Here is a 13,975-nt window from a genome sequence, read left to right as displayed (position 1 = left end):
TCAGGGAAGAGCGAGCGCGGCGCGAGGGTCCTGCCGCGACCGGGCGGCGATCTCGGGCGCGAGGACGAAGGCGACGGCCTGGGGCTCGAGCACGATGAGTGTGGCGGCCACGCCGGTCTCGGCATCCACTCCGTCGATCGCGACCTCGGCCCGCGCATCGCCGTGGTTGATGAGGGTCACGAGGCCGCCGCGGCGCGCGGCCTCGACACCGGCCGGCAGCGATTCGACCACGGGACGCACACCGGATGCCGCCACCACCGCGTCGACCACGGCACCCAGTCCGTCGCCGACGGGCTGCGTCGCGACGTACCAGGCCTCCCCGGCGCCGAGGGAGTGGCGCGTGAGCGCGGGGGAGCCGGTCTGCAGCCCCGACCCGAAGGCCGCGACCACTGTCGCGCCCGTCGCGTGGACCGACTCGGCGACCAGGCGGCCGCGGTGCGCCGTGCCGTCGAGCGCGAACTCCGCGGTGCCCGACGCCGCGGCCGCACGGGCCGCCAGCACGGCGTCGGCGTTGAGCGCACCCACGCCGCTCCCGCCCGCCGACATGCCGGCGAGGGCGCCGAAGTCCTCGAACCGGAGTCCGAGCACGGGCGCGAGCTGCGTGAGGAAGCCGCCATCGCGGAACTGGTCGTGGCCGTCGACGATGTCGGTGAAGGGGCCGGTGAGCAGAGTGCCGCCGGCGTCGACGAAGCGCGTCAGCGCGGCCGCCCCCTCTTCGCGCAGCAGGTAGAGCGCGGGGGCGACGACGAGGTCGTAGCCGAGGCCGGCCTCTTCGGGAGCGATGATGTCGACCTGGATGCCGCGCTCGTGGAACGCGCCGTACCACTCCAGCATCAGCGCCAGGTAGTCGATCTCGGTGGGGTGGTCGCGCTCCTCGACCGCCCACCAGTTCTCCCAGTCGAACACGAGGCCCACATGCGCGTCACGGCCGGGCGCGGGGAGCTGCGGGAGGGCCGCCAGACGTGCGCCCAGCTCGGTGACCGCGTCCCACGTGCGGGTCTCGGTGCCGGCGTGGGGGAGCATCGCGGAGTGGAACTTCTCGCTGCCCGCGCGGGACTGCCGCCACTGGAAGAACATGATCCCGTCGGCCCCGCGAGCCACGGACTGCGCGGTCTCGGCCATCAGCGCGCCGGGCTGTTTGCCCGGGTTTGCGGGGCGCCAGTTGACGGCGTCGGTCGCCTGCTCCCACAGCAGCCACGGCACGCCGGGCTTGAGCGAGCGGATGAGGTCGCGCTGGAACGCGGCGTCGCGCACCCGGTGGGGGTTCGCGGGATCGGGGTAGCAGTCGTCGGCGATGACGTCCATGTGCGGCGCCCACCTGCGGTAGTCCGCGGGCTTGAACGGACCCATGAAGTTCGTGGTGATCGGCTGCGTCGCGCCGGCCTCGAGCAGGATTCCGCGCTCCATGAGATAGCACTCCAGCAGCATGTCGCTGGTGAATCGGCGCCAGTCGAGCATCGACGACGGGTTGTGGCTGTAGGGCGCGAGACGCGGCGGGAAGATCTCGTCGAACGCGCCGTACCGCTGCGACCAGAAGCTCGTGCCCCACGCGTCGTTGAGCGCCTCGATGGTCGTGTAGCGGTTCTCGAGCCAGCCGCGGTAGGCGTCGCGGGCGGCATCCGAGAAGTCCATCCACAGGTGGCAGCCGAACTCGTTGCCGACGTGCCACATGACCACGGCCGGGTGGTGCGCGTAGCGCTCGGCGAGGCGGCGCACCAGCTCGCCGGCGAGGCGGCGATAGGTCGGCGACGACGGCGCGAAATGCTGGCGGCTGCCCGGCCAGTACGAGGCGCCGGACTCGTCGGCAGGCAGCGTCTCGGGATAGGTCGCACTGACCCACGGCGGCGGGGACGCCGTCGCCGTCGCGAGGTTCACCGCGATGCCGCCGGCGTGCAGCTTGCCGATCACGGTGTCGAGCCACGCGAAGTCCCACACGTCCTCGGCGGGCTGGATGCGCGACCACGCGAAGATGCCGAGACTCACGATGTTGACGCCGGCCTCCTGCATGAGGCGGACGTCCTCGTCCCACACCTCCTCCGGCCACTGGTCGGGGTTGTAGTCGGCGCCGTACAGCACGTCGAGCAGCTCCTTCGGTGATGCGGGAGAGATGGCGGAGGGGAGGGGAGGGGATGCCGCGTCAGCGGCGGCTGCGGCGGGCCGGGATGGCGACGACGGCGAAGGCCGAGCAGCCGAGGCCGGCGATGATGAGGGGTGCCAGCATCCAGGTGACGACGCCGGTGAGCACGGCGGCGACGGCGTAGTAGACGGCGCCCATCGGGTCGCCGGCGAGGGCGGCGGGGATGCCGCGGACGGCGGGGCGCCAGCCGGTCTCGGGGGTCCAGCCGCCGGCGGCGGCCAGCAGGGCGACGGCGCCGATGACCAGGCCGGCCCAGCCGATGATGCCGATGAGTGGGCCGCCAGGCAGGGCGCCCGAGTTTGCGAGCACGATGTCCAGGGTGAGCACGGTGGCGATGACGGTCGCGGCCACGCCGACGATCAGTCCGCCGGGCAGCGCCTTGCGCCAGTCCGCCCAGAAGGTGCGGGTGTGGGACTGCTCGGCGTTCACGTACCGGCGGAGGTGACGGATGCCGGCGGCCAGCGCCGCGGGCAGGGTCACCACCAGGAGGCCGGCGATCGTGATGAGCAGTCCGGTCAGCAGCACCTCGCCGAACAGGGCGAAGGCGCCCTTGGCTCCCGGGTAGCGGGCCGGTTCCCTCTCGCCGAGGGTCGGCCCGCTCCCTGACGCATCGGCCCGGCGTGCGGCACGCAGCTGGCGGCGGTCCATGGTCGTCAGCCCTTCAGGCCCTGGGTGGCGACGCCGTCGACGAGGAACCGCTGGAACACGATGAAGAACAGCAGGATCGGGACGAGGGCGATGAAGGATGCCGTCACGGTCGCGCCGTAGTCGGCGCCGCCCGAGGAGGCGTCGTTGTACAGGCGCAACGCGATGGGCAGCGGGTAGTTCTCGGGGCTGGTGAGGTACAGCAGCGGGCCGAGGAAGTCGTTCCACTCCCAGATGAACGCGAAGATCGCGCAGGTGATCAGGGCGGGCTTGATCAGCGGCAGGATGATCGACCAGAAGATCCGGAAGTGGCCGGCGCCGTCGATGCGGGCCGCCTCGTCCATGTCACGCGGCATCTGCCGCATGAACTGGACCATCAGGAACACGAAGAACGCGCCGGTGGCGAGGAACTTCGGCAGGATCAGCGGGATGTAGGTGTCGACCCAGCCGAGCTGGTTGAAGATGATGTACTGCGGGATGATCACGACGTGGAACGGCAGCAGCAGCGTGCCGATCATCGCGGCGAAGAAGATGCCGAGGCCCTTGAACTGCACGCGGGCGAACGCGTAGGCGGCGAGGGCCGACGAGAGCACGGTGCCGATCACGGCGGCGACCGACAGGATGAACGAGTTCAGGAAGAACCGCCACATCGGGACGCCGGCGATGCCCTCCATCACCTTGGCGTAGTTGCCGAAGAACGGGTTCTCGGGGAGCAGCCCGGTGTTGGAGCCGAACTCGGAGTTCGGCTTGAACGTCGCGAAGAACAGCCACACCAGCGGGTAGAGCACGACGGCGGTGATGATCAGCAGCACGACGAGCCAGATCACGGTCTGCCAGGTCTTGCGCTTGACCCGGCGGCGTGGTGCTGCCGGCGTGGCCGGCATCATCTCCTGCTCGATGGTCTCCATCGTGCCGTCGGTGAAGGATGCGGAGGTCATCGGTCATCTCCTGCGTAGTGGACCCACGAGCGCTGGGTGCGGAAAAGGATGAAGGCGATGATCGCGACGACCACGAGCAGCACCCACGCGATCGCGGACGCGTAGCCCATCTGACCGTCGCTGAAGCCCCGCTTGTAGAGGTAGACGGTGATGAAGTTGGTCATGCCGGCAGGTCCCCCCGTGCCGTTGGAGATGATGTACGCCGACGTGAACACCTGGAAGGCGCCGATGAGGCCCAGCAGCAGGTTGAAGAAGATCACGGGCGAGAGCATCGGGATCGTGACGGCGGTGAAGCGCCGCCAGGCGCCGGCACCGTCCATCTCGGCCGCTTCGTACAGCTCCTTGGGGATCTGCTTGAGGCCGGCGAGGAAGATCACCATGGTCGAGCCGAACTGCCACACGTGCAGCAGGATCATCATCGGCAGGATCATGGCCGGGTTGCCGATCCAGCCGCCGATGTCGATGCCGAAGAACGACAAGGTGTTGTCGACGGGGCCGTCGGTGGAGAACATCGCGCGCCACACGATGGCGACCGAGACCGAGCCGCCGATGAGGGACGGGGCGTAGAACGCGGACCGGAAGAAGCCGGCGCCCTGGTCGCGGAAGTTCAGCAGCATCGCGACGGCGAGGGCCGCGGCCATCGTGATCGGGGTGCCGATGAACACGTAGACCAGCGTGATCTCGGCGGACTGGATGAACACCGGGTCGTTGGTGAACAGCCGGATGTAGTTGTCCAGCCCGGTCCACTTGGGCGGCTGGAAGATGTTGTACTTCGTGAACGACAGGTACAGCGAGTACACCATCGGGATGGCGGTCAGACCGAAGAAGCCGATCAGCCACGGGCTGAGGAACGCGTAGCCGGCCGCCGTCTCACGTCGCGACCGGGCGCGCTGGCCGGGACGCTGGAACTTGCTCTCGGGCCGGCCGCTGCGCAGCAGGCGGCGCTTGGCGGGGCGATCGGTGACGATGACTCTCGTCGCTGTCGTGCTCACCTCGGCTCCTTTCTATGACTGACGGCGTCCTTCGGGGCGGACGGCGTCGCTGTGACCGACGGTGTCGTCGGGCACGTGTTCAGGGTTGCCGCGGGGCCGGGGCGTGCCGGCCCCGCGGCAAGGGTGTCACTGGTTGAGGACGGTGTCCATCTCGGAGAAGAACTGCGAGACGGCGTCATCGACCGAGATCGTGCCGTAGCCGAGCTCCTGGCCGATCTCGAGGAACTTCTGCTCGAGCGTGCCGTAGCCGTTGATCGGGACGGGCGGGGCGTCGCCGAGGCGGTCGGAGATCGATGCCTCGTAGTCCTTGATCTGCTGGGCGATCGGGTCGAGCGTCGCCGCGTCCAGGGCCGTCTGCGAAGCCGGCAGGCCGCGGTTGGTGCCGAAGATCTCACCCGACTCGGGCGAGTTGATGAGGAAGTTCACCAGCGTCGCCGCAGCCTCGGGGTGCTTGGTCTTGGCCGAGACGGCCTCGAGCATCGACGGCTTCAGGTACAGGTCCTTCGCGCCGTCCTTGGTGACCGGCGGGGCGATGAGGTTCAGCTCGGTGTAGTCCGCGCCGAGGTTCGCCAGGTAGCCGGCGCCGAAGTTGTCCCACGTGAGCTCGCTCGCGGCGTTGGCGCTGTCGAAGGCGCCGAGGGGTTTGAGCTCCTCGATCTTCTGCTGCGGAACGGTGACGCCGTCACGCAGCGCGTCGCCCTGCTCCCAGAAGGCCTTGAGGTCCTTCTCGGTGAAGTTGGCCTTGCCGTCGTCGGTGAACAGGTCCTTGCCCTTCGCGCGCTGCTGCACCTCGAAGTTCTGGATGCGTCCGGTGTAGTCGCTGCCACCCCAGACGGTTCCGCCGCCGGCGTCGGTGACCTCGCCCATCCAGTCGCTGTAGTCCTCCCAGCTGCCGCCCGTGAAGTCGTCGACACCGACGGTCTCGAGCACCTTCGGGTTGGTGAACAGGCCCCACGCGTTGGTGGAGGTCGGGATGGCCGTGGTCTGGTCGCCCACGACGCCGATGCTCAGGATGTTGTCGGGCAGCGGGTCAGTCTCGATGATGTTGCCCAGGTACGGGTTGAGGTCGAGCAGCAGACCGTTCTCGGAGTACTGACGCAGGTACGAGTAGTCGAACTGCATCACGTCGGGAAGACCACCGCCGGCGGCCTCGGTCTGGCGCTTCTCCCAGTACGAGGGGAAGTCCAGGAACGAGGTGTTGACCGTGATGTTCGGGTACTGCTCCTCGAACGCGGCGATGACCTGGTCGTACAGGCCGGCGCGGACGTCGTTGCCCCAGAACGACATGTTCAGGGTGACCTTCTCGTCCGGGTTGAGCGTGGGGGTGCTGTCGGGAGCGGTGTCGCTTCCGCTGCCACCGGCGCATCCGGCCAGAACCAGGGCGGCGCCGGCCGCGACCGCGGCGGCGGTGAATGCCCTCTTCTTGCTGAACATCCTTGTCCTCTCTTGAACGTCTGTGTTCTCGTTCCGCGCAGACGTTCCGTTGTCTGTGTGTGCGGTTCGCGCGTTCCTCGGTGCGGGAGTGCGATGGGTTGGAAAGCGCTTGCCCGCTACGGTACCCGGTCTAAAAACGTTTCGCAAGACGTCTTCGCGAGAAATTAGAACGATTCAGTAACGGGCTCCGGCCGCTGGCTGTGCCCGGTCCCAGTCTCTCGCGCACTGGCATCGGCGTGAAAACGTTTCGATCCGATCGATGAGAGGCCGGTGAGAACGTTTCAATCCGCGACCTGCGGCGGGTTGACTCGGCGCCGCGAGGCGGTTACCGTACTCGGAGCCGTCATGCGGAAAACGTATTCCCGCACGTCGGCCGCGCCCTTACAACGATGGAGATGTCATGACGGATTCGGCAGCGCCGGTGGCCACGTGGGCGCTGCGTGCCCACGCCGTCTTCGACTGGATCTGGTGGATCGCGCTGCTCAACCTGCTGTGGTGGGCGTTCGCCCTCGTCGGCCTGATCGTCGTCGGGGCCGTGCCCGCGAGCGTCGCGGCCGCCGACCTCACCCGCCGCAGACTGCGCGGCGAGGTGTTCCCCGTCGTCCGGGCGTTCGCGGCCGCGTGGCGCCGGGAGCTGTGGCGCTCCAACGCGGCGCTGGGCGTCGGGGCCGTCGTCACCGCGATCCTCGCGGTGAACGTCGTCGGCCGGCTCGGTGCCGGGGCGATCGGCGAGCCGCTCGGCATCGTCAGCGCCATGGCGCTGGTCGCCGCCTTCACGATCACGGCCGTGGCGGTGCCGATGTACGCGCACTACGACCTGCCGCTGCGGGCGTACCTCCTCACTGCCGGGCGCTGGGCGGCGCGCAACGTCCTGCACGTCGTGCTGCTGCTGCTCGGCGCGGTCGCGGTCGCCGGGGTGGGCAGCGTCCTGCCCGGGGCCGTCCCGTTCTTCACGGTCGGGGCGTGGCTCACGCTCAGCACCGTCCTGTGCATCGCCTTCTTCACCGCCAACGACCGAGCGCTCGCCGAGCGCGAGGCGGCGGCATCCACTTCCCGCTGATGTCCTCCCTCCCCACACAGAACGAAGGAGTTCCCCCCATGAAACACAGCAAGCCGCTCGTCGGCGTCGGCATCGCCGTCGTCGCCGCACTCGCTCTCACCGGCTGCTCCGGCGGAGGCGGCGAGGCCGCCGCCGACAAGGACGCAGCCGCGACCAAGCTCAAGACGCTCTCGGTGATGGCGCCGTTCCTCAGCACCAATGCGCCCGAGGACGGCAGCGACATCGAGACCGCCCTCGAAGACGTCATCGGCGTCGACCTCGACATGACGTGGGTGCCCAACGCCTCGTACGGCGACAAGGTCAACATCACCCTCGCCGGCGACGACCTGCCCCAGGTCATGGTGATCCAGGGCAAGGACCCGGGCTTCGTGCGCAATGCCGAGGCGGGTGCCTTCTGGGATCTCACCGACTACCTGAAGGACTACCCGAACCTCAAGACCACCTTCCCCGAGGTGCAGAAGGCGTCGAGCGTCAACGGCAAGGTGTACGGCGTGTTCCGCGCCCGCGACGTCATGCGCGAGACCGCCATCATCCGCAAGGACTGGCTCGAGAACCTCGGGCTCGACATGCCCAAGACCACCGAGGATCTCGCCAAGGTCGCCAAGGCCTTCACCGAGGACGACCCCGACGGCAACGGCGTCGACGACACCTACGGCCTCATCGTGCCGAAGTGGCCGGGCACCATCGGCACGAACAGCCCGTGGGACGCCATCGAGACCTGGTACGGCGCCGGCAACAAGTGGACCGAGCAGGACGGCGAGCTCGTGCCGAACTTCACCACCGACGAGTGGCTCGACGCCGTCGAGTTCGAGCGCTCGCTGGTCGAGGACGGCGTCGTGAACGCCGACTTCGCGACGTTCGACTCCGCGAAGTGGAACGAGCCGTTCCTCACCGGCAAGGGCGGCATCATCCTCGACGTGCACTCGCGTGCCCAGCAGCTGATCGGCCTCTTCAAGCAGTCCGACCCCGAGGGCTTCGACAAGTACGTCGACATCTCCGGCAACCTGCTCGGCCCCGACAGCGACGAGCTGCACGCGCTGCCCACGGCGGGCTACTCGGGCTTCCTCGCGATCCCGAAGTCCTCGGTGCGCACCGAGGCCGACCTGCGTGGCGTCCTCGAGGTGCTGAACAAGCTCAACTCCGAAGAGGCGGGCCCGATCATCAACAACGGCATCGAAGGGGTCCACTACACCGTCGAGGACGACCTCGCGGTGGCCGTTCCCGACGTGCCGCAGGTCGAGAAGGACACCGTGGGCGCGTTCGCGCAGCTGGGCATGAACGTCACCGGCTTCCAGGGCTACAACCCGAAGCAGGCGTCCGACTACGAGCAGCAGATGTACGACAAGCGCAAAGAGATCGAGGCGTCCGACCTCGAGCACGCGCAGTACGACCCCGCCGCACCGTACGTGTCCGACACGTACGTCTCGAAGGGCGCGCAGCTCGACACGATCGTCTCGGACGCGCGCATCCAGTTCCTGGCCGGCCAGATCGACCTCGACGGCCTGAAGGCCGCCGTCAAGCTCTGGCGCTCGAGCGGTGGCGATGACGTCATCGACGAGATCAACGAGCTGGCCGACGCCGACAAGTGATCGATGGATGCCGGGGCGACGGGCTCTCCGTCGCCCCGGCACCTGAGGGGTTCCTGCCATGGCCATGCTCGACACCGCCATCACCGAGACCGAGACGCTGACCGTCGCCGAACAGTCGCGTCGTCGTCGCGGGGTGCGCGTGCACTTCACGCAGTTCAAGTGGCTCTATCTGCTGCTGCTGCCCGGGATCGCCTACTTCGTCCTGTTCCGCTACTGGCCGATGTATGGCGCGATCATCGCGTTCAAGGAGTACGTCCCGTTCCTCGGGATCGCCGACAGCCCCTGGGTGGGCCTCGAGCACTTCGAGGACTTCTTCTCCAGCCCGGACTTCCCACGCCTGCTCGCCAACACGCTGATCCTCGCGCTGCTGAGCCTGCTGATCGCGTTCCCGCTGACGATCGTGGTCGCGCTGCTGCTCAACGAGATGCGCCTGACCATCCTCAAGCGCACGACGCAGACGCTCATCTACATCCCGCACTTCCTGTCGTGGACGGTCGTGGCCTCGCTCACGTACCTGCTGTTCGCCCTCGACATCGGGCCGCTGTTCCAGCTGATCAACGGCGTGCTCGGCACCGACATCAACTTTCTCGCCGACCCGGCGTGGTTCCGGCCGATCATCGTGCTGCAGGACATCTGGAAGAACACGGGGTGGGGAACGATCATCTTCCTCGCGGCGCTCGCGGGCGTCGACCAGGCGCAGTACGAGGCGGCGATCATCGACGGCGCGGGCCGGTTCCAGCGGGTGTGGCACATCACGCTGCCCTCGATCATGCCCACGGTCATCGTGATGCTCGTGCTGCAGATGGGGCAGATCCTCAACACCGGCTTCGAGCAGATCTACCTCATGACGAACGCGCTCAACCGGTCGGTGGCCGACGTGTTCGACACCTACGTCTATTTCATGGGCATCACGCAGGGCTCCTACAGCTACAGCACCGCGGTCGGCCTGTTCAAGGCGGTCGTCGGCGTCGTGCTGATCTTCGGCGCCAACTGGATCGCCAAGCGTTTCAACCAGGCAGGGATCTTCTGATGGCTCGCGAGAAGTATCGCTTCAACACGCCCGCCGGGCGGGTGTTCGACGTGTTCAACGTCGTCCTCATGGTGGCCATCGGCATCGTCGCGCTCATCCCGTTCGTGTTCGTGCTGGCCGGGTCGTTCGCGACGGAGGCCGAGCTCGCGACGCGGTCGTTCTTCCTGTGGCCCGAGACGTTCTCGCTCGACGCGTACGAGGCGATCTTCACGAGCCCCGCATTCGTGCGGGCGCTGGTGACGACGATCCTCGTGACCGCAGTGGGCACGCTCGTGCAGCTGACGCTGACGGCGGCGATGGCGTATCCGCTGAGCAAGGCGAACCTGCCCGGCGGCAAGCTGATCCTGTCGCTCATCGTGTTCACGATGGTGTTCGGCGGCGGCATGATCCCGACGTTCCTCGTCGTGAAGGACCTGGGGCTGCTCAACAACTACTGGGCGCTCATCCTGCCGATGGCGATCAATCCGTTCAGCCTCATCATCATCAAGAACTTCTTCCAGCAGCTCCCCGCCGAGCTGGAGGAGTCGGCGAAGATCGACGGCGCCAACGAGCTGCAGACGCTGTGGAGCATCGTGCTGCCGCTGTCCAAGCCCGTGCTCGCGACGTTCGCACTGTTCTACGCGGTCGGCATCTGGAACGACTTCATGTCGCCGCTGCTGTATCTCAACGACAGCTCGATGTGGACGCTGCAGATGTTCCTGCGCCAGGTGACGGTCGCGACCGATCTGTCGGTGGTCGAGCAGGATCCGACGCAACTGCCGCCCGCGCAGGGCATCAAGTTCGCCGTGATCATCGTGGCCACGCTGCCGATCGTGCTGTTCTACCCGTTCCTGCAGAAGCACTTCGCGAAGGGGATGCTGATCGGATCGGTCAAGGGATGACGCTGCTGTACCGCAACGCACTGGGTGCGGCATCCGATCTCGACGGCTGGGCCGGCGAGGGTCCGGTCGGCGCCCGCGACGCCGGGGGCGCTGTGGAGCTGTTCGCCGCAGGCGGCTTCGACGACCACTGGACGCTGTGGTGCCCGGAGGTGTTCCCGGACCGGCTGCGGATCACGTGGGAGTTCTCGCCGCGCGCCGAGCCGGGGCTCGCGATGCTGTTCTTCGGCGCGGCGTCGACGGCCGGCGGCGGCATCTTCGACGACGGTGTGGCGCACCGCACCGGCCAGTACCCGCAGTACCACTCCGGCGACATCCGCACGCTGCACGTGTCGTACTTCCGGCGGCGCTGGGAGGACGAGCGCGCCTTCCACACGTGCAACCTGCGCAAGTCGCCCGGTTTCCACCTGGTGGCGCAAGGCGCGGACCCCCTCCCGCCCGTCGTGGACACGATGGACGCGTTCTACCGCATCGAGGTCGTGAAGGACGCCGCGCACGTGGCGTTCTCGATCGACGATCTTCCCCTCTTCTCATGGACCGACGACGAGTCCACCGGACCACGCGTGCGCGGCGGCCGGATCGGCTTCCGTCAGATGTCGCCGCTGGTCGCCCGTTACCGCAACCTGGAGGTTCACGCACTGTGACCGTTTCGCCCATCCCGCTCCGCTGGCTCGATGACGCGCCGCCCGCTCGCCTCGGCGGCGGCGCGACGTGGGGCATCCCGCTTCCGCGCGGTGCCGTGTCCTCCGCCGGGCAGCTGGGCCTGCGCGAGGTCGGCGGCGACGCCGTGCCTGCGCAGTTCTGGCCCCTTGCGACGTGGCCCGACGGCTCGGTCAAGTGGGCCGGCTGCGCGGTCGGTGCGGTCGAGGCCCCGGCGCAGTACGAAGCGGTGGTGGATGCCGCGCCCCCGGCATCCACCGGGTCCGTGGTCGTGCGCGACGAACCCGACGAGCTCATCGTGTCGAACGGCGTCGTCGACCTGGTGTTCGCGCGCCCCGAGCGCGGACCGGTCGACGCGCTCGTGCGCCGCGTCGTGCGCGACGGCCGCACGGTCGCCGAGGACGTGCGCCTCGTGAGCCTGCTGCAGCAAGAGATCCCGGAGGACGGCGGTGCGTCGCCGCGGCAGCACTACCGCTCGCGCATCCGCGCGGTCGTCGTCGAGCAGCGCGGGCCTGTCCGCGCGGTCGTGCGGGTCGAGGGCGTGCACCGGGCCGAGGACGGGTCTCGCGAGTGGCTGCCGTTCACGGTGCGGCTCGTGCTCGTCGACGGATCCGCCGAGGTGCGCCTCGTGCACTCCGTGGTGTGGGACGGCGACGCGCAGCACGACTTCCTCGCCGGGCTCGGGCTGCGCGCCGACGTGCCGCTGCGCGCCGCGCTGCACGACCGGCACGTGCGCCTGGCCGGCGCCGACGGCGGGTTCTTCGCCGAGGCAGTCCGGGGGCTCACCGGCCTGCGGCGCGACCCGGGCGCCGAGGTGCGCGCGGCGCAGATCCGCGGCGAGGCGACGCCGCCGACCGCCCAGTGGAACCCGCAGGTCTCGCAGCGTCTGGAGCTCATCCCGGCGTGGGGAGACGTCACACTCACGCAGCTGAGCGCCGATGGCTTCGGCATCCGCAAGCGCACCGCGCCCGGCCACGCGTGGATCGACGCCGGGGCGGGCACGCGCGCCGAGGGCTACCTCGCGATCAGCGATCCGGCGGGAGGCCTCGGCGTGGGCGTCCGCTCGTTCTGGCAGTCGCATCCGGGTCAGCTCGACCTGCGCGGGGCGACGGGCGAACGCGCCGAGCTGACCGCGTGGATGTATGCGCCCGAGGCGCGCCCGATGGACGTGCGGTTCTACCACGACGGCCTCGGCCAGGACGACTTCGCGACCCAGCTCGAGGGTCTCGAGATCACCTACGAGGACTACGAGCCGGGGTTCGGCGACGCACACGGCGTCGCCCGGACGCACGAGCTCACGCTGTTCGCCTACGCCGCGACGCCGGCGATCGAGGATGTCGCGGCATCCGTCGACGCGGTGCAGCGGCCGCCGCTGCTGCAGCCGACGCCCGAGCACCTGCATGCCGTCGGTGTGTTCGGGGACTGGGCGCCGGTGGACCGTTCGACCCCGGCCCGCGCCGAGATCGAGGACAGCGTCGACTTCCTGCTGGACTACTACCTCGGCCAGATCGACCAGCGCCGCTGGTACGGGTTCTGGAACTACGGCGACGTCATGCACGCCTACGACCTCGACCGCCACGTGTGGCGCTACGACGTCGGCGGCTACGCGTGGGACAACAGCGAGCTCTCGCCCGACCTGTGGCTCTGGTACTCGTACCTGCGCAGCGGCCGTGCCGACGTGTTCCGCCTGGCAGAGGCGATGACCCGTCACACCGGCGAGGTCGACGTCTACCACGTCGGCCGGTGGCAGGGCCTGGGATCGCGCCACAACGTGCAGCACTGGGGGTGCAGCGCCAAGCAGCTGCGCATCTCGAGCCCGATCTACCGCCGGATCTTCCACTACCTCACGGCCGACGAGCGGGTGGGCGACCTGCTCACCGAGCTGCGCGACAGCGACACCCGGTTCCTCGACACCGACCCGACGCGCAAGGTGCGCACCGACGCCGCGACCTATCGCCCCGACCGGGCGGCCCTCGCCGTCGGCCTCGGCACCGACTGGGGTGCGCTCGCCGCGACGTGGCTCGCCGACTGGGAGCGCACCGGCGACGAGCGCTCGCGCGACAGGCTGCTCGGCACGATGGCCGACATCGGCGCGCTCCCGCACGGGTTCCTCACCGGCGAGGCGCTGTACGACATCGACGCCGGCCGGTTCGACACCACGCGCGACCGCATCGCGGTGTCGCACCTGAGCGCCGTGTTCGGGCTCGTCGAGGTCGCGAGCGAGCTCATCTCGCTCGTCGACGTCCCCGGGTTCCGCGACGCGTGGCTCGAGTACTGCCGGCTGTACCTGGCCTCACCCCAGGAGCAGCTGGATGCCGTCGGGCAGGAGCTCACCGGCATCCATCTCGAACAGGCGCACAGCCGGCTGACCGCGTACGCGGCGGCCGCGACCGGCGACGATGAGATCGCCGATGCCGCCTGGCAGGCGTTCGAGGGCATCGGCGAGTGGCTCGTGCACCGGCGTGACTTCGTGCTGCGACGCATCGACGGCCCGGGGGTGCTCAACCCCGTCGACGAGGCGCCGAGCGTCGGCACCAACGACGTCGCGCAGTACGGCCTGGCGGCGATCCAGAACCTCGCGCTGGTCGGTCACCGCCTGCCGCAGTAGCCCC

The 13,975-nt window shown here is 69.0% G+C and carries 11 protein-coding genes; 6 read left to right on the top strand and 5 right to left on the bottom strand.

What is annotated here, in order from left to right; translation table 11 throughout:
- The 5 genes from ABEA46_RS15035 to ABEA46_RS15015 all read right to left on the bottom strand — a co-directional run bounded on the left by ABEA46_RS15035 (window position 1) and on the right by ABEA46_RS15015 (window position 6,146).
- Window positions 1–2,076: a beta-galactosidase gene (locus ABEA46_RS15035; RefSeq protein WP_345545454.1), complete on the bottom strand. Its 2,076-nt coding sequence runs from the start codon at window positions 2,074–2,076 to the stop codon at window positions 1–3.
- Between the two features lie 61 nt (window positions 2,077–2,137).
- Window positions 2,138–2,785, bottom strand: a complete 648-nt coding sequence (locus ABEA46_RS15030) for a DUF624 domain-containing protein (protein ID WP_345545452.1) — start codon at window positions 2,783–2,785, stop codon at window positions 2,138–2,140.
- A 5-nt stretch (window positions 2,786–2,790) separates the two neighbouring features.
- Window positions 2,791–3,669: a carbohydrate ABC transporter permease gene (locus tag ABEA46_RS15025; RefSeq protein WP_345545754.1), complete on the bottom strand. Its 879-nt coding sequence runs from the start codon at window positions 3,667–3,669 to the stop codon at window positions 2,791–2,793.
- A gap of 47 nt (window positions 3,670–3,716) precedes the next feature.
- Window positions 3,717–4,712 carry a carbohydrate ABC transporter permease gene (locus tag ABEA46_RS15020; protein WP_345545450.1) on the bottom strand — a complete coding sequence of 332 codons (996 nt, stop codon included), beginning with the start codon at window positions 4,710–4,712 and terminating at the stop codon, window positions 3,717–3,719.
- 126 nt (window positions 4,713–4,838) lie between these two features.
- A complete protein-coding gene (locus tag ABEA46_RS15015; protein ID WP_345545449.1) occupies window positions 4,839–6,146 on the bottom strand; it encodes an ABC transporter substrate-binding protein in 1,308 nt (435 codons plus the stop codon).
- A gap of 400 nt (window positions 6,147–6,546) precedes the next feature.
- On the opposite strand from ABEA46_RS15015, the gene ABEA46_RS15010 reads away from it, so the two are divergent.
- The 6 genes from ABEA46_RS15010 to ABEA46_RS14985 all read left to right on the top strand — a co-directional run bounded on the left by ABEA46_RS15010 (window position 6,547) and on the right by ABEA46_RS14985 (window position 13,971).
- On the top strand, window positions 6,547–7,206 hold the full coding sequence (locus ABEA46_RS15010) for a YesL family protein (RefSeq protein WP_345545448.1): 660 nt from the start codon (window positions 6,547–6,549) through the stop codon (window positions 7,204–7,206).
- Between the two features lie 38 nt (window positions 7,207–7,244).
- Window positions 7,245–8,795, top strand: a complete 1,551-nt coding sequence (locus ABEA46_RS15005) for an extracellular solute-binding protein (RefSeq protein WP_345545446.1) — start codon at window positions 7,245–7,247, stop codon at window positions 8,793–8,795.
- A 64-nt stretch (window positions 8,796–8,859) separates the two neighbouring features.
- On the top strand, window positions 8,860–9,825 hold the full coding sequence (locus ABEA46_RS15000; RefSeq protein ID WP_425563201.1) for an ABC transporter permease: 966 nt from the start codon (window positions 8,860–8,862) through the stop codon (window positions 9,823–9,825).
- On the top strand, window positions 9,825–10,706 hold the full coding sequence (locus ABEA46_RS14995; protein WP_345545442.1) for a carbohydrate ABC transporter permease: 882 nt from the start codon (window positions 9,825–9,827) through the stop codon (window positions 10,704–10,706). The genes ABEA46_RS15000 and ABEA46_RS14995 overlap by 1 nt, the downstream gene beginning before the upstream one ends.
- Window positions 10,703–11,347: a DUF1961 family protein gene (locus ABEA46_RS14990; protein ID WP_345545440.1), complete on the top strand. Its 645-nt coding sequence runs from the start codon at window positions 10,703–10,705 to the stop codon at window positions 11,345–11,347. Before ABEA46_RS14995 ends, ABEA46_RS14990 begins: the two co-directional genes overlap by 4 nt.
- Window positions 11,344–13,971, top strand: a complete 2,628-nt coding sequence (locus ABEA46_RS14985; protein ID WP_345545439.1) for an exo-rhamnogalacturonan lyase family protein — start codon at window positions 11,344–11,346, stop codon at window positions 13,969–13,971. Before ABEA46_RS14990 ends, ABEA46_RS14985 begins: the two co-directional genes overlap by 4 nt.
- Window positions 13,972–13,975: the final 4 nt, after the last annotated feature.

The organism is Microbacterium jejuense, from assembly GCF_039544225.1.
Taxonomy (GTDB): domain Bacteria; phylum Actinomycetota; class Actinomycetes; order Actinomycetales; family Microbacteriaceae; genus Microbacterium; species Microbacterium jejuense.
The sequence above is the reverse complement of the archived record's forward strand: the minus strand, read 5'-3'. Positions and strand labels throughout refer to the sequence as shown.

Coding starts and splice junctions, on each gene's coding strand:
- ABEA46_RS15030 (WP_345545452.1), bottom strand. CDS start 2,785: ATGGACCGCCGCCAGCTGCGTGCCGCACGCCGGGCCGATGCGTCAGGG.
- ABEA46_RS15025 (WP_345545754.1), bottom strand. CDS start 3,669: ATGATGCCGGCCACGCCGGCAGCACCACGCCGCCGGGTCAAGCGCAAG.
- ABEA46_RS15015 (WP_345545449.1), bottom strand. CDS start 6,146: ATGTTCAGCAAGAAGAGGGCATTCACCGCCGCCGCGGTCGCGGCCGGC.
- ABEA46_RS15010 (WP_345545448.1), top strand. CDS start 6,547: ATGACGGATTCGGCAGCGCCGGTGGCCACGTGGGCGCTGCGTGCCCAC.
- ABEA46_RS15005 (WP_345545446.1), top strand. CDS start 7,245: ATGAAACACAGCAAGCCGCTCGTCGGCGTCGGCATCGCCGTCGTCGCC.
- ABEA46_RS15000 (WP_425563201.1), top strand. CDS start 8,860: ATGCTCGACACCGCCATCACCGAGACCGAGACGCTGACCGTCGCCGAA.
- ABEA46_RS14995 (WP_345545442.1), top strand. CDS start 9,825: ATGGCTCGCGAGAAGTATCGCTTCAACACGCCCGCCGGGCGGGTGTTC.
- ABEA46_RS14990 (WP_345545440.1), top strand. CDS start 10,703: ATGACGCTGCTGTACCGCAACGCACTGGGTGCGGCATCCGATCTCGAC.